A 20000-nucleotide genomic window follows, 5' to 3' on the forward strand; every position below is an offset into this window, starting at 1 on the left:
CCTCCGACCTCTGGTTGGCCTATGCTTGCGGCACAACAGCCACGCGCCACGGGCCCGGGGGCCTGCAAGGCGATCAGAGAGGGTCACCGTCACATGCCGAACTTGCCGGAAGAGTTTCTGTCCCAGGTCTATGAGCAGGCGCCCCGCGAGCTGGCGCGCCTGGTGGACACCGGTCTGGAGATGTCCAACGAGATGGCGGCACCGCTGGACCAGGTCCGGCCGCTGGCGGTGATGCGGGGCGTCGCGGATGCGCAGGGCCGGCTGCGCCGTGATGCCCTGGTGGGTGGCGCCATGGGCCGCAGCTGGGGCGCCTGCGTGGAGCTGCAGCAGCTCTGGGTGCACCCCGACCGCCGCCTGCAAGGGCACGGCCGCCTGTTGGTGGAAGCCTTCGAGCGTGCCGCGCTGCAGCGTGGCTGCCGCTTGGTCTACCTCGAGACCTTCACCTTCCAGGCGCCGGAGTTCTACGCCCGCCTGGGCTACCAGACCGGCCACCAGATTGCCGGCTTTGGCGCCGGCATCCGCAAGCTGCTGCTGACCAAGGCCCTGCGCTGAGGCCCTGCCGGCCGTGGCCGGCAGCCGCTCAGTGCAGCAGGTGCAAGGTGGCGGCGCTCAGCCCTGCCAGCGCCGCCAAGTAGAGTGCCGCGGAGGCGCTGCACAGCAGGACGCCTGGGCGGGGGGCCAGCGCAAAGCACAGGGCCGGCCGGGCCTCGGCGGCCAGCCGCGTGCGGCCGCGCAGGGTTTCGGGCACACCGCCGTGCTGGGCCAGCACCCGGGCCAGCAGGTCCAGGCGGTCGGCCAGGCGGTGGGCTCGGCTGCCGCCCGCCCGGTCCCAGGACCGCGCCAGCGCCGTCACCCGCCACACCGGCAGCAGGCTGAACACCGCCACCAGCCCCGGCACCAGCAGCAAGGGGCTGGCGGCCTGGTGGGCGGGCACCCACAGGGCGGCACCGGCCCAGGCCAGCAGCGCCAGCAGCCAGCCGGTGGGCACCCGACCCAGCACAGTCAGGCGCAGCCAGCGCAGGCCGGGCAGGCCCGGCAGGGGGGCCATGCCCACCCAGCCCATCACCAGAGCCAGGCGCATGCCGTCATGGCTGAGGTGGGCGTCACCCAGGTGGACGGGCGGCAGGGTCCACGCCAGCGCGGCCAGGCCCAGGCCCAGCAGCGCCGGCAGCGCCGCCAGTGCCGCCTCGGCCCATGGCGCCCAGCGGCTGCGGGCGTCTTCATCGTGGCGTCGGGGCTTGCTGCCGCGCGGGCTGTGGCGCCGGTCCGGCAGCCAGGCCGACCGCAGGCGGTGCTGAACCTGATGGTCGGTCAGGCCCCAGCACACGGCCATGGCGGCGGCCAGGCCCGCCATGGCCGGCTGCCCGCCCAAGCCCAGATAGGCCGCCAGCAGCAGGGGCACGCCCAGCAGCAGCCACAGGCGCTCGGGCATCAGCCAACGGCCCAGGCCGCGCAGGTCGCGCTCGGCCCACACGTCCAGCAGGGAGCGTATCCAGGTCTCGCGCTCAGTGGGCACGCCGGCCTGCCAGGGGCGGCGGCGGGCTTCCCGCACCTTGGCGGGCCAGGCGCACACCCGGCCGGCCTGCGACCAGAGGTGCCGGCGCCGCAGCTTCCACAGGCCGTCGGCGTTCTGCCGCAGCAGGCCCAGGCTTTCCTGCTCGGCCAGCCGTGGGCCGGTGCCGCGCGCGGCCAGTTGGGCCAGCACCTCCGGCAGTCCCAGCAGGGCCGGGCGGCGGCTGCTCAAGCGGGCCAGCTCCGCCAGGTGCTGCTCCCATTGGCACTGGAGGTCGTCCTCGCAGGCGTCGCTCACCCGGGTGCCTTGCAGCGCCGGCAGCAGTTCCGGCAGGCGGCGGTTGACCGTCATCAGGCAGCGGTGGTCGCCAAAGAAACTCATCAGGCTGAGCTGCACCGGCAGGCTGTCGGCCTGCTCGTCCTGCTCGATCAGCGCCAGCACGCCGCGTTCAGGCTGCCAGAACAGTTGGCTGTGCACCCGCCGCCGCGGGTCGGAGGCCAGCAAGGGAGGTTGGGCCACCGCATAGAGGGGTAGGAATCCCAGGCCCATGAGCCCGGGGTGCAGGCTGCCGAAGAGCTCGCGCAGGTAGGACGGCAGGTCCTGGAAATCCACCCGGCGGGCGGCGCCCACCTTCAGGCGCAGGGCGCGCAGCATCAGTGCCGCGGCCAGGCGCTCGCGCCACAGCACTGCCGCCACCAGGGGCAGGGCCAGCGGGATCAGCAGCCACCAGGGCAGGTCGGGCAGTGGGAACATCGGTCAGCAGTAGGATCGGCACGCCCGGCGTGGCCTGTAGCGGTCTGGCGGTGTGCCGGACCTCATCGGGCGTTCAGCGGGCGCTGCCCAGCAGCTCGCGCAGGGCCTGGCCCAGCGCCGGCTCGGCGCCCTCGCCGGCGCCCACCAGGGTCACGCTGCGCTCGCTCATCAGCTTCATCGAGGCGGTGTCCAGCACGCGGGCGCGCAGCTGCACCTGGGTGCCGCGTGCGAGGCGGGGCTGGCCGGCGCCCACGCTGCCGTCGGCCAAGGCTTCCAGGCGCAGGAGCACGATGCGCTCGTAATAGGTGGGCTGGGCACGCGCCCAGCGCAGCACCTCCAGGTCGGACAGGGTCACCGGGCTGCGGCCAGCCACCTGATGCATCAGGTCGGCGTGCGGCAGGCAGCCCCCTTGGGCCAGGAACTGGCGCAGCCCGCGCTCGGCGGCCTGGGTGGCGGCCACCGGGTCCTGCACGCCTGCCGGCCAGGCCGCGCCCCAGAGCACCAGCACCGGCGCGTCCTGGCCGCTGGCGGCACACAGGGAGTCTTGCTGTCCGCTGCGCTGCTGCAGCAGCGTTGGGCCGGAGCAGCCCGCCAGGCTGGCGGCCGCGAGAAACAGGGCCAGGGTGGCCTGTCGCACCATATTTCTTCCTTTCAAGGGGAGGGCCGCAGGCGCCGGGGACTGCGGCGGGCGCCCTGCAAAGCCGGGGCGCGGCGTCTGGGCGCCGGCGCCCCGACGGGCGGCCCCGATGTTAACCAGCCGTGTCGGCCCGGGTGGGGGCTCGCATGCCCCGCGGTGGACAGTCAAGACCCGGCGGCCTGAGGGGCGCGGCCCCGGCGCCACAATCCGGCCATGAGCGACACGTCCCCCCCTTCCTCTCCGCCCGCCCGCGTGCTGCAGTGGCGACCTGCCCAGGGCGATCCGGCCCAAATGTTCATCCTGCTGCACGGTGTGGGCGCCAATGCCGACGACATGCGGCCGCTGGCCTCGGCCCTGCAGGCCGAGTTTCCGCAGGCCATGGTGCTGGCGGTGGACGGTTTTGACGTCTTTGACGGCGGCCCCACGGCTGCCGGCCGCCAATGGTTCTCGCTGCGCGGCGTGACCGAGGAGAACCGGCCCGCCCGGGTCGCGACCGTGCTGCCAGCCCTGGCGCACTTGGTGCGCTCGGCCCAGGCCATGGCCCAGGTGTCTGCCCAGGCCACTGCGCTGGTCGGGTTCTCGCAGGGCGCCATCTGCGGGCTGGCCCTGGCCCAAGCGCATGACGGCCTGGTGGGGCGGATGCTGGCCTTCTCCGGGCGCTACGCCGCCTTGCCCGAGCAGGCCCCCCGGGAGACCACCTTGCATTTCCTGCACGGGGCCCAGGACACGGTCATCCCGGCCCAGCATGCCCGCGCCGCCCTGCAGCGCCTGGGCGAGCTTCGCGGTGACGCCACCCTGGACGTGGACGGCGAGGCCGGCCACGAGATCAGCTCGACGCTGGTCTCCCACGCCTTGTTCCGCCTGCGGCACCACATTCCGCAGCGCACCTGGGACGAGGCCCTCAACGCCGCCCCCCCGGCACCGGGCCAGCCCCTGCACTGAGCCGCCCCTTGCCGTCCGGTGCGGGCCCCGCGCGCCACACGCCGGACGGCGGCTCCGCGCCCTCCCTCAAACCCCCTGCCGCCCGACGGTGCCGACCCCTTGCGGGGCCGCCCTTCGCGGTGGTTTTCCTTGACGCCTTACGGCGCCTTGTCCTGACCGTCCGCCATGCTGGCCCTGCTGTCTCCCGCCAAGTCCCTGGACTACGAAACCCCCCTTGACCCGGCCGTGGAGGCCCTGGCCACCCGGCCCGACTTTGTTGATGAGGCCGAGGCCCTCATTGAACAGCTGCGCGGCCTGAGCGTGCAGGAGGTGGCCCGGCTGATGTCCCTGTCGGACAAGCTGGCCCAGCTCAATGTGGCGCGTTACGGCGTGTGGTCGCGCCGATTCACCAACGCCAACAGCCGGCCGGCAGCGCTGGCCTTCAACGGCGATGTTTACGAGGGCCTGGCCGCCGGCAGCCTGACGGTGGACGACCTGACGTGGGCCCAGGAACATGTGGCCATCCTCAGCGGCCTGTACGGCGTGCTGCGCCCCCTCGACCGGCTGCAGCCCTACCGTCTGGAGATGGGCACCCGGTTGGCGTGCCCGGGCGCTGCCGACCTGTATGGCTATTGGTCCGGGCGGTTGGTGCCGTGGCTGCAGAAGCGGCTGACGGCGCGCCGCGGCGCGGTGCTGGTCAACCTGGCCTCGCAGGAGTACTTCCGGGCCGTGGACCGCAAGGCCTTGCAGGCCCGGGTGGTGGAGTGTCAGTTCCAGGAATGGCATGGCGGGCAGTGGAAGATCATCAGCTTCCATGCCAAGCGCGCCCGTGGGCTGATGGCCCGCCACCTCATCACCCAGCGCATCGACCATCCCGATGGGCTGGATGGCTTCGAGGCCGAGGGCTATCGTTTCGCCCCCCAGGCCTCCAGCGCCGACCTGCGGATGTTCCGGCGGGGGGGATGACCCGGGGGCCCCGAGGAGGCCAAAAGCCGGGTTCACCAACTTTTTTATAGATCGTCTCAAAAATCTCTTGCGTCCATCAGCAAAACGATCCTATACTGCTAGCTTCAGCAAACGACAGGCGCGTAGCTCAGTTGGTTAGAGCACCACCTTGACATGGTGGGGGTCGTTGGTTCGAATCCAATCGCGCCTACCAAATCGCAAACCCCGGAGTGGCATCAGCCCTCCGGGGTTTTTCGTTTTCAGCTTCAGCCTGGGTCGGCGGGGGTGGGCCTCGCCCGGAGGCGGTCGGTGGGCCGGCAGTGCCGGTCACCGGCACGCACCGCCATGGCCATCACCCCACCAAACAGCAGCCAGGCCAAGGCATGGCCCAGGCCGGCGGCGGCCCGCAGGTCGGGGCCGGCCCAGGCTTCGGCGGCCAGGCGCAGCCCCAGGCTCAGGCCCATCACCGCCAGGGGCAGCAGGGCCCAGGCGGTGTGACGCGGCCGCCAGCCCGCCAGCGTGGGCAACATCAGCGGCGCATGGCCAAACACCATGGCCCACACAAAGCCCAGCCACAGCACATGCCAGGCCCCGGCCACGCCGGCCAGCCCCAGCACGGCGGCCAGGCCCAGCCAGAGGTAGCCCACCCCCAGGCAGCGCGCGGTGTGACCGGCCCAGGCCGGCGCCCGCCACTGCAGCCGTGCCACGTCAAAGCACAGCAGCCACACCGCCAGGCCGACCATCAGCGCCCACCACAGCCGGGCGGCCTCCTCAGGGGCGTGCCAGGCCAGGGCCACGCTGGCCAGCGTGCCCAGCCAGCCCAGCACAAAAGCCCGCCCGGCCCAGACGGACAGGGGGCGCAGGCGCATCAGCTCACGGCGTTCTGCCGCAATGGTCAGCACCAGAAAGGCGGCGTAACCCAGACGGGCGGCCGGGGCCTGGCCGGCGGCGTTGGCCAGGTGTCCTGCCAGCAGGGCCGCCGCCGCGCTGGCTTCCACCGCCAGCGGCAGGCTGGGGCCGCGGTGGCGTGCGGCCCAGGCGTACAGGCCCAGCAGGCCGGTGGCGCTGAGGCCCCACAGCCCGTGGGCCAGGGGCCAGGCGGCGGGCAGGGTGGCCCCGGCCAGACCGGCCAGCAGGCCCCCCAGGCCGGCCAGGGCGGGCACCCAGGCGCCACGGTGCAAGGCGGCCACCCGTTCCAGCGCGATGACCGTGCCGAAGAAGCCCCCCACCATCACCGCGCCATGCGCGCCCAGGGCCGAGGGGCCGGTGGGACCCCAGGCGGCAGGGGGCAGGCCGCCCAGGCGGGCCAGTCCGCCCCCGGCGGCCAGCAGCAGGTTCAGCAGCGCCAGCCCCCCTAGGGCGGCCATGAGGCGGCGGGACAGGGGCAGCCCCGGGCCAGTGACCGGGGCGGTCATGGTGCGGGCCAGCCCAGGCGGGTCCGCAGCGCCGGGCTCATGCGCTCAGGGGACCATTGCACGTCCCAGTCGATTTCGACCTGCACCGGCAGCTCGGGCGCCAGCGCTGGGGCGCCGCGGCCCAGGGCCAGCACCAGTGCATCCGCGGTGTCGTCTACCAGCAGGTCGCCCATGGGGCAGGTGGCGCTGGTGGCCAGCAGGTGCACGCACAGGCCCTCGGGCCCCAGGTGCAGGCGGTGGACCAGGCCCAGCGAGACGATGGACTCGCCCAGCTCCGGGTCGGCCACCTGCTGCAGGGCCCGGGCCACCGGGGCCCGCCAGGGCTCGGGCAGCTGCTCCAGGCCGGGCAGCCGGGTGGGGGCGTCAGCGGCGGGGCCGGCTTGCGGGGCGGTGGTCGGGTCGGCGGGGTATGGTGACGGGTTCATGGGGGCCTCCAGCGCGCGTCGGGTGCGGCTCAGCGGGGGATGAAGAAGCGGGTGGTGTTGCGCACCGGGGGGGCGGGCGTGGCGGGGTCCGACCAGGCGGTCACGTCCAGCCAGATGTCCTGAGGCCCTTCCACGGCGGCCGGCGCGCCGGCGGGCAGTCGCACCGCGGCCAGCAAGGTGGCCATGCCGGCGGCGGGCACTTCGGCCCCGCCTTGCACCTGCACGCTCAGGCCGGGCAGGCCGCCTGCGCTCAGGGTCAGGGTCTGGGCCCGCTCACGCAGGTTCATCACCTGCACACGGTAGAGGTTCTCCACCTGGCCGTCCTCGGTCAGCCGGCCCAGGGCCGCGCGGTCCTTGATGAGGTTCACCCGCAGCGCCGGGCGGTGGCTGGCCTGCCACAGCAGCGCGCCGCCCAGCACCGCCAGCAAGGCCGCGTAGACCAGCACCCGCGGGCGCCAGACCCGGCGCCACATGGCACCTTCGGTCCAGCCGTCGGCCATGCCGGCCTCGGTGGCGTAGCGGATCAGGCCGCGCGGGCGCTGCAGCTTGTCCATCACGCCGTTGCAGGCGTCGATGCAGGCGGCGCAGCCGATGCATTCGTTCTGCAGCCCGTGGCGGATGTCGATGCCCGTGGGGCAGACCTGCACGCACAGGGTGCAGTCCACGCAGTCGCCGCGTGGTGCCTGCTGCGGGTCGCGCTTCTTGCCACGCGGCTCGCCGCGGGCGGCGTCGTAGCCGATGATCAGGGAGTCCCGGTCGATCAGCGCGCTCTGGAAGCGGGCGTAGGGGCAGATGTACTTGCACATCTGCTCGCGCAGGAAGCCGGCGTTGCCATAGGTGGCCCCGGCGTAAAACAGCAGCCAGAACCACAGCCAGGCGGCGTCCGCCCCGGTCAGCTGCGCGGCCAGGCCGCGGATGGGCGTGAAGTAGCCGACGAAGGTGAAGCCGGTCAGCAGCGCCACCGTCGCCCAGGCCAGGTGCTTGGCGCCGCGGCGCAGGCCCTTGCGGCGGTCTGTCCAGGGCAGACCGTCCAGGCGCAGCCGGGCCTGCCGGTCGCCCTCGATGCGGTGCTCCAGCCACAGGAAGAGCTCGGTGTAGACCGTCTGCGGGCAGGCGTAGCCGCACCACAGCCGCCCGGCCACCGCGGCCATGAAGAACAGCAGCAGGGCACTGAGCACCAGCAGGCCGGCCAAGTAGATGAAGTCCTGCGGAAACATCACCAGCGGGCCGACGTAGTAGCGCCCGGCCTCCAGGTCGAACAGCAGGGCCTGGCGGTCGCCCAGGTTCCACCAGGGCATGCCGTAGAAGAACCCCTGGGTGGCCCAGACCATGGCCACCCGCCAGCGGGCATAGCGGCCCTGCACCGCGCGGGGGTGGATGCGCGCCTCGCGGCTGAAGCGCACCGTCTGGCGGGCCAGCAGGGCGTCCGACGGGTGGGGGGTGGGGCGTGGGTCCATGCGGTGTCTGGCGGTGCGGGGCAGGGGGGATGGGCGCGGGAAGCCGGGCCTTTAATCTGACTATTCCGTAGATCTATTGTGGTGCCCTGGCGGGTCATAAGCAATACAGTTGACTCATCTTATGGGGCGTTTTCTTGAACCCGTTCAAGGCGCTGCATCCGGTGGCGGTCGACCATGCGGGCCGTTCCATGACCAGTTTGAGGAGGCTTGCACCATGAGCCAGGTCCAGGGCGGGTTCACCAAGCAGATGGCCCGCAACATGTTCTACGGAGGGGCGGTGTTCTTCGCCCTGCTGTTCGCGGCCATCGTGTTCCACACGGAGCAGCGCATTCCGGAGCGCTCCAACGCCGCGGCCATCACGCCGCAGGTGGTGGCGGGCAAGAAGATCTGGGAGACGCGCAACTGCATCGGCTGCCACACCCTGCTGGGCGAGGGCGCGTATTTCGCCCCCGAGCTGGGCAATGTGATCGAGCGCCGCGGCCCGGACTTCGTCAAGGCCTGGATGAAGGCGCAGCCCACCGGTGCGCCGCACCGCCGCCAGATGCCGCAGTTCAACCTGACCGAGCAGCAGCTGGACGACCTGGTGGAGTTCCTGAAGTGGACCGGCCAGATCAACACCGAGAAGTGGCCGCCCAACATCGAAGGGTGAGAGGAGCACACACCATGAGCACACACGTTCTCAAGTACGAGAGCCAGAAGGTCGCGAAGCTGTACTTCGTCGCGGCCCTGGCCTTGTTCACCGCGCAGATCCTCTTCGGCCTGGGCCTGGGGCTGCAGTACCTGATCGGGGACTTCATGTTCCCGTACATCCCCTTCAACGTGGCCCGCATGGTCCACACCAACCTGCTGATCGTCTGGCTGCTGTTCGGCTTCATGGGGGCGGCCTACTACCTCGTGCCCGAGGAGGCCGAGACAGAGCTGCACAGCCCGAAGCTGGCGGTCGCGCTGTTCTGGATCTTCCTGGTGGCCGGCGCGCTGACCATCCTCGGCTACCTGACGGTGCCCTATGCGCGCCTGGCCGAGCTGACCGGCAACGACCTGCTGCAGACCATGGGCCGCGAGTTCCTGGAGCAGCCGCTGCCCACCAAGCTGGGCATCGTGGTGGTGGCGCTGGGCTTTCTCTACAACGTCAGCATGACGGTGCTGAAGGGCCGCAAGACCAGCATCAGCCTGGTGCTGCTGATGGGGCTGTGGGGCCTGGCGCTGTTCTTCCTGTTCAGCTTCGTCAACCCGCACAACCTGGTGCGCGACAAGATGTACTGGTGGTTCGTCGTGCACCTGTGGGTGGAGGGCGTGTGGGAGCTGATCCTGGGCGCGCTGCTGGCCTACGTGCTGATCAAGACCACCGGCGTGGACCGCGAGGTGATCGACAAGTGGCTGTACGTGATCATCGCCTTCGCGCTGATGACCGGCATCCTGGGCACCGGCCACCACTTCTACTTCATCGGCCTGCCGGGCTACTGGCAATGGATCGGCAGCGTGTTCAGCGCGATGGAGCCCATCCCCTTCTTCATGATGACGGTGTTCGCCTTCAACATGGTGCAGCGCCGCCGCCGTGAGCACCCCAACCAGGCCGCCGTGCTGTGGGCCGTGGGCACCTCGGTGCTGGGCTTCCTGGGCGCCGGCCTGTGGGGCTTCATCCACACCCTGAGCCCGGTGAACTACTACACCCATGGCACGCAGGTCACGGCCGCCCACGGGCACCTGGCCTTCTACGGGGCCTATGTGCTGGTGGTGATCACCCTGATCAGCTACGCCATGCCCACACTGCGGGGCCGCCTGGCCAACAGCCGCAAGGCCCAGAGCGTGGAGATGTGGAGCTTCTGGATCATGACCGTCGGCATGGCCGTGATGGTGCTGGCGCTGACCGGCGCCGGCGTCCTGCAGGTCTGGCTGCAGCGTCTGCCCACCAGCGGCGCCATGGGCTTCATGGCCACGCAGGACCAGCTGGCCTTCTTCTACTGGGTGCGGCTGGCCGGTGGGGTGGTCTTCCTGGCCGGGCTGGTGACCTACCTGAGCAGCTTCTTCATCGGCGGTGAGCCGGTGACCGAGGCCGAAGCCCAGGCCGCCTCCCATGGCGGTGGCGTGCTGCGCCGCGTGCCCGCCCAGGCCTGAACCCCACGGCGATGGAGCCCGCCATGAACGCGATGACCGAATCCCTGACCCTGGCGGCGCCTCCCGCGCCCTGCGGCCTGCCCTGGTACGCCGAGCAGGCCGGCGAGGTGGCCCTGTTCACCCATGCCCACGGGCAGCGCCTGCCGGTGCTCATCAAGGGCCCCACCGGCTGCGGCAAGACCCGCTTTGTCGAGCACATGGCCGCCCGCCTGGGCCGTCCGCTCATCACCGTGAGCTGCCACGACGACCTCTCGGCGGCCGACCTGGTGGGCCGCCACCTGATTGCCGGCGGCGACACCTGCTGGCACGACGGTCCCCTGGCCCGGGCCGTGCGCCAGGGCGCCATCTGCTACCTCGACGAGGTGGTGGAGGCCCGCAAGGACACCACCGTGGTGCTGCACCCGCTGGCCGATGACCGGCGTGTGCTGCCCATTGAACGCACCGGCGAGGAGCTGCCGGCGGCCCCCGGCTTCATGCTGGTGGTCTCCTACAACCCCGGCTACCAGAACCTGCTCAAGAGCCTCAAGCCCAGCACCCGCCAGCGCTTTGTGGCCTTGAGCCTGGGCTACCCCCGGGCCGAGGTGGAGCAGGCCATCGTCCGCCATGAAGCCGGTGTGGACGACGCCCTGGCCGCCCGGCTGGTGCGCCTGGCCCAGGCGCTGCGGCGCCTTGGCGACCACGACCTGGAGGAGACCGTCAGCACCCGGCTGCTGGTCATGGCCGGCCGCCTGGTGGCCGCCGGCCTGCCCCTGGGCGCGGCGGTGCAGGCCGCCATCGTCCAGGCCCTCACCGATGACGCCGACACCGCCGCCGCCCTGGGCGAGGTGGTGCAGGCGGTGATCGGGGCTTGAAAGCCCGCGGACCGGGCCGATATCTGTTTCAAGGCGGCGCTGCGTGCTCTCCTTCCTCCGACACGCTGCACACACACACCCGAGCCTGTCCCTGCAGCGCCGCCGTCTCTTGTGCCAGCTGGGCTTCTTTGCCCTGTTTTTGCTGGCGCCCGCCCTGGACCTGCTGCGGTTCGACCTGACCGAGACCCAGTTGTGGGTGTTGGGCCAGCGCTGGACCCTGGGCCTGGACGCCCTGCGGGCCGGTACCCGCAGCGCCCCGGAAGTGGCCGCGGGCCTGTTCTGGCGGGCCCTGCTGCCCGCCCTGGTGCTGGTGGCCGCCTTTCTGGCGGTGGCCTGGCGCTGGGGCCGCCTCTACTGCGGCTGGCTCTGCCCCCATTTCTCGCTGGTGGAGGGGCTCAACGCCGTGCTGCGCCGTGCCTGCGGCCGATTGAGCCTGTGGGAGCGCCCCAGCGCCGCCGACGCCGCCCGGGCCGATGCCCGCTGGTGGCCGGTGTTCGGCCTGCTGTGCCTGGGCTTCGGCTTTGTCTGGGCCTTCACGCTGCTGAGCTACCTGCTGCCGCCGGCCCGCCTGTGGGCCCACCTGTTGGCGGGACAGCTCACGCTGGGCGAGGCGCGCTTCCTGGGGGTCGCCACCGTTGTCTTCACGCTCGAGTTCGCGCTGGCGCGCCACCTGTTCTGCCGCTTCGGCTGCGCGGTGGGCCTGTTCCAGAGCCTGGTGTGGATGGCCAATCCGCGCGGCATGGTGGTGGCGTTCCGGCGGGAGCGGGCGCGTGACTGCCGCGGCTGCCACACCGCCGCCGCACCTGCGGGCAGCGCCTGCGACGTGGGCTGCCCCTTGCGCCTGCACCCGCGCCACCTCAAACGGATGATGTTTGCCTGCGTGCAGTGTGGCCGCTGCCTGAGCGCCTGCCAGACCTCGCAGGCCCGCCACGGGCAGCCCCCCCTGCTGACCTGGCAGGTGGATGCAGACGCGGTGCGCGAAACCCTGCGCCAGCGGCGTGAGGCCCTGGCCCACTCCCCACCCCCCTCACAGGAGCCCCACTGATGGAAGAGTGGATCGGCCAGCAATGGCATCGTCTGGCGGTGCGCGCCGCGCGCACCGAGCACCCCCATGCCGCCGTGCTGCTCAGCGAGGTGGAGCGCCCCGTGGGCCTGCTGTTCCGCGCCGGTGGCGGCCCGGCGGCCGTGCGCCCGGGGCCGGGCGCGGCCCGCGCCGTGGGCGGGCCGCGCGGCTGGTGGCAGCGGGTGGCCGGCACCGGCACCCAGGCGGCACTGGCGCAGCGCGAGCACGGCCACTTCAGCCTGCCGCCGCGGCTGGCCGTCTTCGAGCAGGCCGCGCTGAACCGCCTGCTCTACCTGTGGCTGGCGGCGCTGGGTGCGGTGTGGGACGAAGCCGTGGACACCGCCGCCCCCGCACCGGACTGGATCGCCACCAACCGCCAGGCCGGCCGTCTGGCCCTGCAGCGTTTTCCGGGTCTGGCCGAGGCCTGTGCAGGCCTGGTGGCCGCCCAACTGGCCCTGCGGCCGGCGCTGGACTGCTTGCGCGGTGAGGCGCGCCACGCCGAGGCGCGCGTGCAGCAGGCCCTGCGCGACTTGGGGCTGGAGGCCCAGGCCCTGGTGGCACCGACGGACCGGGCTCAGGCTGCTGTGGCCCCCACGCCGGAGGCGTCCCACGACCCCGCCCCACCCGTGCTGCCCGCCCAGGTCAGCCCGGTGTGGCTGTGGCTGGCGCCGCCGCTGGCTGAGGCCGCACCAGGCCCCGGTGTACCCGATGACGAGGCCGCCCCCGCGCCGTCTGCCGCCCACCCGCCGGCCGCCAACGACCGCACCCGCCGCCGCGCGCGCCGCATCGACGACCGCAGCGACAAGGCCGGTTTGATGATGTTCTTCCGCGCCGAGTCCCTCCTGAGCTGGGGCGAGTTCGTCAAGGTGCACCGCGCCCACGACGACGACCCCGACAGCGATGCCGCCCGCGTGGCCGACGACCTTGAGGAACTGGCCATCGCCCAGGGCGGGCAGAGCCTGGCGGCGCGGGTCAGGTTTGATCTGGACCTGCCCAGCGCCGCCGCCGATGACCGCCCCCTGGGCCCCGGCGAGCCGCAGCCCGAATGGGACTGGCGTCGCCAGCGCCTGCTGCCCGACCACTGCGCGGTGCAGCGGCTGCAGGCCGCCTCGGCGCCGCCCTTCGATCCGCCCGCGGCCTTGCGGGCCACCGCGCGCCGCGTGCGCCGCCGCCTGGAGTGCCTGCGCGCTGCGCCGGCCTGGCAGCGCGGCCTGCCCCAGGGGGAGGCCCTGGACCTGGACGCCTGGGTGCGCCACCGCAGCGCCTGCGCCGGGCCCGCGGGGCAGGCGATGGCCGGGCGCGACCCGCGGGTGTTCGCCCAGCGGGTCAGGGCTGAGCGCTCCCTGGCCACGCTGCTGCTGGCCGACCTGTCGCAAAGCACCGACGCCCATGTCTGGACGGCGCCGGGCCGCACCGGGGCCGGCTCGCAGCGCGTGATCGACGTGATCCGCGACGCGCTCTATGTGTTTGGCGAGGCCCTGGCCCCCACGGGCGATGCCTTCGAGATGCTGGGCTTCTCCTCGGTGCGCCGCCAGCATGTGCGGGTGCATGAGCTCAAGGCCTTTGACGACCCGTGGAACCTGGCGGCCCGCGCCCGCGTGGGCGCCATCAAGCCCGGCTACTACACCCGCATGGGGGCGGCGGTGCGCCATGCCACCGCCCGGCTGTCGGCACGGCCCGAGCGCCAGCGCCTGCTGCTGCTGCTCACCGATGGCAAGCCCAACGACCTGGACCACTACGAGGGGCGGCACGGCCTGGAGGACACCCGGCACGCGGTGCAGGCCGCCCGCCGGGCAGGTCTCACCCCCTTCTGCCTGACCATCGACGAGGACGCGCACGACTATCTGCCCTACCTGTTCGGCCAGCACGGCTACTGCCGCGTGCACCAGCCCGCGCAACTGGTGCAGCGCCTGTCCCAGGCCTACGCCGCCCTGACCCGGACGGTTTGACCCCCCGCAGCGGACCGCCGCGCCGGGGTCTGCGGGGTGTGGCTCCGTGTCTTGATCCGGGTCAAGGCACCAGCCCGGTGCGCTCCCCAGAATCCGCGCTCGCCTTCTCCTTTCCCGTCTGCCTACCCATCTGGAGCCGCGCCATGGAAAACCGCGCCTTTGACCTGCCGCGCTACCTCTCCGTCCTGCCGCTGTTCCAGGAGATGACGGCCGAGGAGCTGCAGCGCCTGGCCCAGGGCTGCCGCCTGCGCCGTCTGGCCCGGGGCGACAACATCTTCCGGGTCGGCGAACCCTGCGAGGAGTTCCACGTCACCGTCATGGGGCAGGTCAAGCTCTTTGCCCTCTCGCCGGCCGGACAGGAGAAAGTGATTGAGCTGATCGGGCCGGGCAACAGCTTTGCCGAGGCGCTGATGTTCACCGACAAGCCCTACATCATCAACGCGCAGGCGCTCACCGATTCCCTGGTGCTGAGCGTGCACAAGTCGGCCGTGGTGGGCGAGATCGAGCGCGATCCCCGCTTTGCCATGCGCATGCTCGCCGGCATCTCCCGGCGCCTGCACGGCCTGGTCCATGACGTGCAGGCCTACAGCCTGCACAGCGGCTTGCAGCGGGTCATCGGCTACCTGCTGCGCGACCTGCCCGAGGAGGCGGAGGAGGGCGCCACCGCCCTGCGCGGCACCGGCGCCGGCTGCGAAACCCTCTGTCGCGAGGGCGACCGCCCGCGCGAGCTGCATGTGAGCCTGCCGGTGAGCAAGGCCACCATCGCCTCGCGCCTGTCGCTCACGCCCGAATACTTCTCGCGGGTGCTGCACGAGCTGGCCGGCCAGGGGCTCATCGAGATCGACAAGCGCGACATCCGCATCCCCGACGCCGCCGCCCTGGCGCGCTTCCAGATGCAGTGAGCCCCGCGTCACGCCTGCCTGCACCATGTTTTTGCCCCCTGACCGCCCCCTGGCCCTGAGCGACCAGGCCGATACCCGCGCCCTGCGGGTGGACGCCCTGGTGGGCCAGCGGGCCGGGCGGCGCCTGTGGGGCCCCATGCACTGGCACGTGGGCGCCGGGCAGGCCCTGTGGCTGCGCGGCCCCAACGGCAGTGGCAAAACCACCCTGCTGCGCTGCCTGGCCGGCCTGCACCGACCCGAGGCCGGCACGGTGCGCCGGCCGACGGGCGGGCAGTGGTTCATCGGCCATGCCACGCCGTTGGCCGAGGCCCTGGGCGCCGCCCACAACCTGCGTCTGTGGCTGGACATGGCGGGCGCCACGGTGGATGCGGCGTCCCTGGACGCCTGGCTGCAGGCCCAGGGGCTGCCGGCGGCGCGCCCGGTGCGCCAGCTCTCCGCGGGGCAGCGCCGCAAGATCACCCTGGCGCCGCTGGACCTGGCGCCGCGTGCCCTTTGGCTGCTGGACGAACCCTTTGACGCGTTGGACGATGCCGGCTGCCAGGCCCTGGCGCAGCGGGCCCGGCACCACCTGGGCCGCGGCGGCGTGCTGGTGCTGACCTCGCACCAGGCCCTGCCGGCAGCGCTGGCCGGCTGTGCCCAGCTCCAGCTGGCCACCGCCGCGGGCGCTGGGCTGGCGTGTGCCGAGGCGGCCTGACATGCGGCCCACCCCCCCCTCGACCACGCGCGCCGCCCCCCCGGCCGTGCCCGTGCCGGCGGCCCCTGCGCACGCGGCCGACGCCGCCGCACCAGACTGGTGGCGACCGCTGCGTGCCGTGGCCGCCCGGGAATGGGCGCAGGCCGTGCAGCGCCCGGGCGACCTGGCCTGGCATGGCGGTTTCTTCCTGATGGTGGCGGGCCTGTTCCCGCTGGCGGTGCGGCCCGATCCGGCCACCCTGGCTCAACTGGGCCCCGGCGTGCTGTGGGTGGGCGCCTTGCTGGCGGTCCTGCTGGCCTGTGGCCGCCTCTTCCATGACGACCTGCGCCACGGCTGGCTGGATCAGGCCCTGCTGGCGGGCGAGGCCACCGGTCTGCCCCTGCCGCTTTGGGTCGCCGCGCGCATGGCCGTGCAGTGGGTGCTGGCCGCCGGGCCGGTGCTGGGGGTGGCGCCGGTGGTGGCGCTGCAGTTCGGCCTGGGGGGCTGGGCGCTGGCGGTGCTGGCCCTGGCGCTGGCGCTGGGCACCGGGGTGCTGGTGCAGGTGGCCACAGTGGCCGCGGCGCTGTCGGCCGGTCTGCGGGGTGCGGGCTTACTCACCCTGCTGATCGTGCTGCCGCTGGCTGCACCGGTGCTGGTGTTCGGCAGCCTGGCGGTGCAGGCGGCGCAGGCTGGGCGGCCGGTGGGGGCCGAGCTGTCCTTGCTGGGCGCCTTGCTGGCCCTGGGCACGGTGGTGGCACCGCTGCTGGGGGCGCTGGCCCTGCGCGGTGCTGTGGAGGCGTGAATGCGCCAAGGAGTTTGACGATGCGATGGCCCCGCCACCTGATCTTTTACTTCGCCAGCCCCATGCGCCTGCATGCGCTGGCCGTGCGCTGTGTGCGGCCGCTGCTGGCTCTGGCGGTGGCCTTGCTGCTGCCCGGCCTGTGGCTGGGCCTGGTGTCCAGCCCGGCCGATGCGGTGCAGGGCGAGGGCTACCGCCTCATCCACCTGCATGTGCCGGCCGCCTGGATGAGCATGTTCTGCTACCTGCTGATGGCCTTCTGGGGCTTTGTGGGGCTGGTGTGGCACACCCGCAGCGCCCACTTGCTGGCCCAGGCGCTGGCGCCCACCGGCGCGCTGTTCGCCCTGCTCAGCCTGGCCACCGGCGCCCTGTGGGGCCGGCCGATGTGGGGCACCTGGTGGGTCTGGGATGCGCGGCTCACCTCGTCCCTGCTGCTGCTGTTCCTGTACCTGGGCGTGCTGGCCCTGCGCTCCGCCCACCAGGGCGAGGGCGCCGACCCGGCGCGCGCCGACCGTGCCTGCGCGGTGCTGGCCCTGCTGGGTGTGGTGAACCTGCCGGTCCTCTATTTCTCGGTGCGCTGGTGGAACACCCTGCACCAGGGCGCCAGCCTCTCGCCGGGCCAGTCGCACATCGCCCCCGTGATGCTGGCGGGGCTGCTGCTGATGGTCGGCGCGGCCTGGGCCTACACCGCCGCCACCGCCTTGCGCCGCGTGCAGCGGCTCATCGAGCAGCGTGAGGCGCACGCCGGCTGGCTGCAGCCCGACCCCAGCCCCTTGACTGCGCCGGCCCCGGCCGCGCCCCCCACCCACACCCTGGTGCCGGCTGTGCCGGCCACTGCCTTGAACGGAGGCCCCAATGCCTGACTGGTTGCACCCTTGGTTCCCTGACCTGGCCAGCTTCCTGCGGATGGGTCGGCACGGCGTCTACGTGTGGTCTGCCCTGGGTCTGTGCGCCGGCGCCGTGGCGCTGGAATGGTGGGGCCTGCGCCGCAGCGCCCGGAGGACGGCCGCATGAGCCTCAAACCCCGTCACCGCCGCGCCGCGCTGATCCTGGCCTGCCTGGGCCTGCTGGGGGTGGCCGCCGCCCTGGGCCTGCAGGCTTTGCGCAGCCACCTGGTGTTCTTCGTCACCCCGCAGCAGCTGGCACGCGGTGAGGTGGACCGCGGCGCCACGCTGCGCCTGGGCGGCATGGTGCAGGCGGGCTCGGTGCAGCGCGAGCCGGGCAGCCTGCAGGTACGTTTTGTCCTCACGGACGCCTCGGGCCAGGGGGTGCCCGTGGTCCATGAGGGCGTGCTGCCGGACCTGTTCGCCGAAGGCAAGGGCGCGGTGGCCCAAGGCCGGCTGGATGCCCAGGGGACGCTGCAGGCCAGCGAGGTGCTGGCCAAGCACGACGAGAACTACGTGCCGCCCGGTGTGGACACCGGCCACCCCGGTGGCCCTCCCGGCGCCAGGGCCGTGGAGGCCACGCCCCGCGCGCCTGCCAACACGGCGGTGGCCGCCGTGTCCCGGAGCACCCCATGAACGGTGAACTCGGGCACCTGTTGCTCATCGTCGCCTGGGTGGCGGCCGGTGTGCAGGCCCTGGCCGGCCTGTGGCCGGGCGCGCAGGCCAGCGCCGCGGCGGCTGCCGGCCGCATCCGTCTGCAGGCCATGGCGCTGGGCTGGCAGGCCATCGGGGTGCTGGGCGCCTTCGGGCTGCTGGCCGCGGCCTTTGTGGGCCATGACTTCTCGCTGGTCTATGTGGTGCAGCACAGCCATGTGCAGCTGCCCTGGGCCTACCGGGTGGCGGCGGTGTGGGGTGGCCATGAGGGCTCCATGCTGCTGTGGACCCTGATGCTCACCGGCTGGAGCGTGGCCGCGGCCTGGGCGCTGCGCCCCGCGGCCGACCTGCCGGCGGCCGAGCACGCTGCGCGCGCGCTGTGGCGCCTGCGCGTGCTGGCCGTGCTGGGCGGCGTGGCGCTGGCCATGCTGGCCTTTGTGCTGTTCACCTCCAACCCCTTTGTACGGCTGCTGCCGGCCGCGCTGGAGGGCCGCAGCCTGAACCCCTTGCTGCAGGACCCCGGCTTGGTGCTGCACCCGCCGCTGCTCTACCTGGGCTATGTGGGCACCGCCGTGCCCTTTGCCATGGCCGTGGCCACCCTGGCCTGGGGTGCCCCGGCGGACTGGCCGTCGCGGTCCCGGCCCTTTGTGGCCTGGGCCATGGCGGCGCTCTCGGCAGGTATTGCCCTGGGCAGCTGGTGGGCCTATTACGAGCTGGGCTGGGGCGGCTGGTGGTTCTGGGACCCGGTGGAAAACGCCTCGCTCATGCCCTGGCTGGCGCAGGCGGCGCTGCTGCACACCCTGGCCGTGCGCGAGCGGCGCGGCGGCCTGCCGCACTGGACCGGCGTGCTGGCCCTGGGCGGCTTTGTGCTGGCGCTGCTGGGGACCTTCCTGGTGCGCTCCGGGGTGCTGACCTCGGTGCATGCCTTTGCCGCCGACCCGCGGCGCGGCAGCTTCATGCTGGCCCTGATCGCCGCGGCCCTGTTGCTGAGCCTGGGCCTGTGGGGCCGTCACGCGGCGCGTCTGCAGCCCGCACGGCAGGGCGCAGCGGCCGGCTGGCTGTCGCGGGACACGGCGCTGCTGGGTGTGAACCTGGGCCTGGCGGTGGCCTGCGGCAGCGTGCTGCTGGGCACGCTCTACCCGCTGGCCATGGACGCCCTGGGCCTGGGCAAGCTCTCGGTGGGCGCACCGTACTTTGACGTGGTGATGGCCCCGCTGCTGCTGGCGCTGGCCCTGCTGCTGGTGCCCGCGCCCTGGCTGGGCTGGGGCGCCACCGCGCCGGCCCTGCTGCGCCGCCGGCTGCGTCCCACCGCCTGGGCGCTGGCGGCCGCGGCCTTGGCGCTGCCGGCGGCCTTGCTGGCCACGCAGGGCAGGGTGCAGGCGCTCACCCTGCTGGCCCTGTGGCTGGCGGTGGGCGTGGCCGCGGGCACCCTGGACTGGATGCGCCAGCGCCGGGCCGCGCGCCGTGGCCAGCCCTTTGGCCGGGGCCCGGCCGGCATGGTGGTGGCCCACCTGGGGGTGGCGGTGTTCACCGTCGGCGTGGCCATGGTCAAGGGCTACGGCGTGGAGCGCGATGCCAGCCTGGCCCCGGGCCAGAGCGTGCCGCTGGCCGACTGCCGCCTGCAGCTGGACCGCCTGGGCAGCGAGCCCGGGCCCAACTGGCAGGCGGTGGTTGGCCAGTTCACCCTGGCCTGCCCGGGTGAGGCGCCGCGCCCGCTGCGCAGCGAGAAGCGCGTCTACGTCGGCTCGGCCATGCCGATGAGTGAATCCGCCATCGACGCGGGCTTCACCCGCGACCTGTACGTGGCCCTGGGCGAGCCGCTCACCGCGCCCCGTCGCCCGGGCGAGGCCGCCCCGGCCTTTGACCCGCAGGTCGCCTGGAGTGTGCGCGTGCAGGTCAAGCCCTTCATCCGCTGGGTGTGGGCCGGGGTGCTGCTGATGGCGCTGGGCTGCGTGGTGGCGGCCCCGGGGCTGGCGCGGCGCCGCCCGGTGGCGGCCGGCGAGGGCGTCCAGCCTGCCTTGAATTCCCTGTCGTGAGGAGCCTA

20 protein-coding genes and 1 tRNA gene are annotated in these 20000 nt (G+C 73.0%); 16 read left to right on the forward strand and 5 right to left on the reverse strand.

What is annotated here, in order from left to right; all coding sequences use genetic code 11:
• Positions 1-93 precede the first annotated feature (93 nt).
• Positions 94-552: a GNAT family N-acetyltransferase gene (locus G3A44_RS09700; protein WP_163457313.1), complete on the forward strand. Its 459-nt coding sequence runs from the start codon at positions 94-96 to the stop codon at positions 550-552.
• 28 nt (positions 553-580) lie between these two features.
• On the opposite strand, the gene G3A44_RS09705 is transcribed toward G3A44_RS09700, so the two are convergent.
• Complete coding sequence (locus G3A44_RS09705; RefSeq protein WP_163457314.1) at positions 581-2266, reverse strand: hypothetical protein; 1686 nt, start codon at positions 2264-2266, stop codon at positions 581-583.
• A 73-nt stretch (positions 2267-2339) separates the two neighbouring features.
• A complete protein-coding gene (locus G3A44_RS09710; RefSeq protein ID WP_163457315.1) occupies positions 2340-2906 on the reverse strand; it encodes a hypothetical protein in 567 nt (188 codons plus the stop codon).
• Positions 2907-3116: 210 nt separating this feature from the next.
• On the opposite strand from G3A44_RS09710, the gene ypfH reads away from it, so the two are divergent.
• From ypfH to G3A44_RS09725, 3 genes are all read left to right on the forward strand, one after another.
• On the forward strand, positions 3117-3845 hold the full coding sequence (ypfH, locus tag G3A44_RS09715; RefSeq protein ID WP_163457316.1) for an esterase: 729 nt from the start codon (positions 3117-3119) through the stop codon (positions 3843-3845).
• Positions 3846-4010: 165 nt separating this feature from the next.
• Positions 4011-4790 (forward strand): peroxide stress protein YaaA, encoded by a 780-nt coding sequence (yaaA, locus tag G3A44_RS09720; protein ID WP_163457317.1) that lies wholly within the window; start codon positions 4011-4013, stop codon positions 4788-4790.
• Positions 4791-4906: 116 nt separating this feature from the next.
• Positions 4907-4983 (forward strand) — tRNA-Val (locus tag G3A44_RS09725).
• A 52-nt stretch (positions 4984-5035) separates the two neighbouring features.
• Here G3A44_RS09725 and G3A44_RS09730 read toward each other — a convergent pair.
• The 3 genes from G3A44_RS09730 to ccoG are packed head-to-tail and all read right to left on the reverse strand — an operon-like array spanning position 5036 to position 8066.
• Complete coding sequence (locus G3A44_RS09730; RefSeq protein WP_203561355.1) at positions 5036-6184, reverse strand: DUF8744 domain-containing protein; 1149 nt, start codon at positions 6182-6184, stop codon at positions 5036-5038.
• Positions 6181-6609, reverse strand: coding sequence for a metal-sulfur cluster assembly factor (locus G3A44_RS09735; RefSeq protein ID WP_163457318.1), 429 nt, complete (start codon positions 6607-6609; stop codon positions 6181-6183). Before G3A44_RS09735 ends, G3A44_RS09730 begins: the two co-directional genes overlap by 4 nt.
• A 29-nt stretch (positions 6610-6638) precedes the next feature.
• Positions 6639-8066: a cytochrome c oxidase accessory protein CcoG gene (gene ccoG / locus G3A44_RS09740; protein ID WP_163457319.1), complete on the reverse strand. Its 1428-nt coding sequence runs from the start codon at positions 8064-8066 to the stop codon at positions 6639-6641.
• Between the two features lie 214 nt (positions 8067-8280).
• Here ccoG and G3A44_RS09745 point away from each other — a divergent pair, with 214 nt between their 5' ends.
• From G3A44_RS09745 to G3A44_RS09800, 12 genes are all read left to right on the forward strand, one after another.
• Positions 8281-8715, forward strand: coding sequence for a c-type cytochrome (locus tag G3A44_RS09745; RefSeq protein WP_163457320.1), 435 nt, complete (start codon positions 8281-8283; stop codon positions 8713-8715).
• 14 nt (positions 8716-8729) lie between these two features.
• Positions 8730-10181: a cbb3-type cytochrome c oxidase subunit I gene (locus tag G3A44_RS09750; protein ID WP_163457321.1), complete on the forward strand. Its 1452-nt coding sequence runs from the start codon at positions 8730-8732 to the stop codon at positions 10179-10181.
• Positions 10182-10204: 23 nt separating this feature from the next.
• Positions 10205-11032, forward strand: a complete 828-nt coding sequence (locus tag G3A44_RS09755) for a CbbQ/NirQ/NorQ/GpvN family protein (RefSeq protein ID WP_239061783.1) — start codon at positions 10205-10207, stop codon at positions 11030-11032.
• 43 nt (positions 11033-11075) lie between these two features.
• Positions 11076-12077, forward strand: coding sequence for a 4Fe-4S binding protein (locus G3A44_RS09760; RefSeq protein WP_310734351.1), 1002 nt, complete (start codon positions 11076-11078; stop codon positions 12075-12077).
• A complete protein-coding gene (locus G3A44_RS09765) occupies positions 12077-14044 on the forward strand; it encodes a VWA domain-containing protein (RefSeq protein ID WP_163457323.1) in 1968 nt (655 codons plus the stop codon). Before G3A44_RS09760 ends, G3A44_RS09765 begins: the two co-directional genes overlap by 1 nt.
• A 143-nt stretch (positions 14045-14187) precedes the next feature.
• Complete coding sequence (locus G3A44_RS09770; RefSeq protein ID WP_163457324.1) at positions 14188-14946, forward strand: Crp/Fnr family transcriptional regulator; 759 nt, start codon at positions 14188-14190, stop codon at positions 14944-14946.
• A 25-nt stretch (positions 14947-14971) separates the two neighbouring features.
• Entirely contained in the window at positions 14972-15640 is a 669-nt protein-coding gene (ccmA, locus tag G3A44_RS09775; protein ID WP_163457325.1) for a heme ABC exporter ATP-binding protein CcmA, read from the forward strand.
• A gap of 1 nt (position 15641) precedes the next feature.
• Positions 15642-16421, forward strand: coding sequence for a heme exporter protein CcmB (locus G3A44_RS09780; protein WP_163457326.1), 780 nt, complete (start codon positions 15642-15644; stop codon positions 16419-16421).
• Between the two features lie 20 nt (positions 16422-16441).
• Positions 16442-17281: a heme ABC transporter permease CcmC gene (gene ccmC / locus G3A44_RS09785; RefSeq protein ID WP_163457327.1), complete on the forward strand. Its 840-nt coding sequence runs from the start codon at positions 16442-16444 to the stop codon at positions 17279-17281.
• A complete protein-coding gene (gene ccmD, locus G3A44_RS09790; RefSeq protein ID WP_163457328.1) occupies positions 17274-17432 on the forward strand; it encodes a heme exporter protein CcmD in 159 nt (52 codons plus the stop codon). Before ccmC ends, ccmD begins: the two co-directional genes overlap by 8 nt.
• Complete coding sequence (gene ccmE / locus G3A44_RS09795) at positions 17429-17938, forward strand: cytochrome c maturation protein CcmE (protein ID WP_163457329.1); 510 nt, start codon at positions 17429-17431, stop codon at positions 17936-17938. Before ccmD ends, ccmE begins: the two co-directional genes overlap by 4 nt.
• Positions 17935-19992, forward strand: a complete 2058-nt coding sequence (locus G3A44_RS09800; protein WP_163457330.1) for a heme lyase CcmF/NrfE family subunit — start codon at positions 17935-17937, stop codon at positions 19990-19992. The genes ccmE and G3A44_RS09800 overlap by 4 nt, the downstream gene beginning before the upstream one ends.
• Positions 19993-20000 lie beyond the last annotated feature (8 nt).

It is taken from the genome of Ideonella livida (assembly GCF_010499455.1).
In the GTDB taxonomy this organism is placed as follows: Bacteria; Pseudomonadota; Gammaproteobacteria; order Burkholderiales; family Burkholderiaceae_C; genus Ideonella; species Ideonella livida.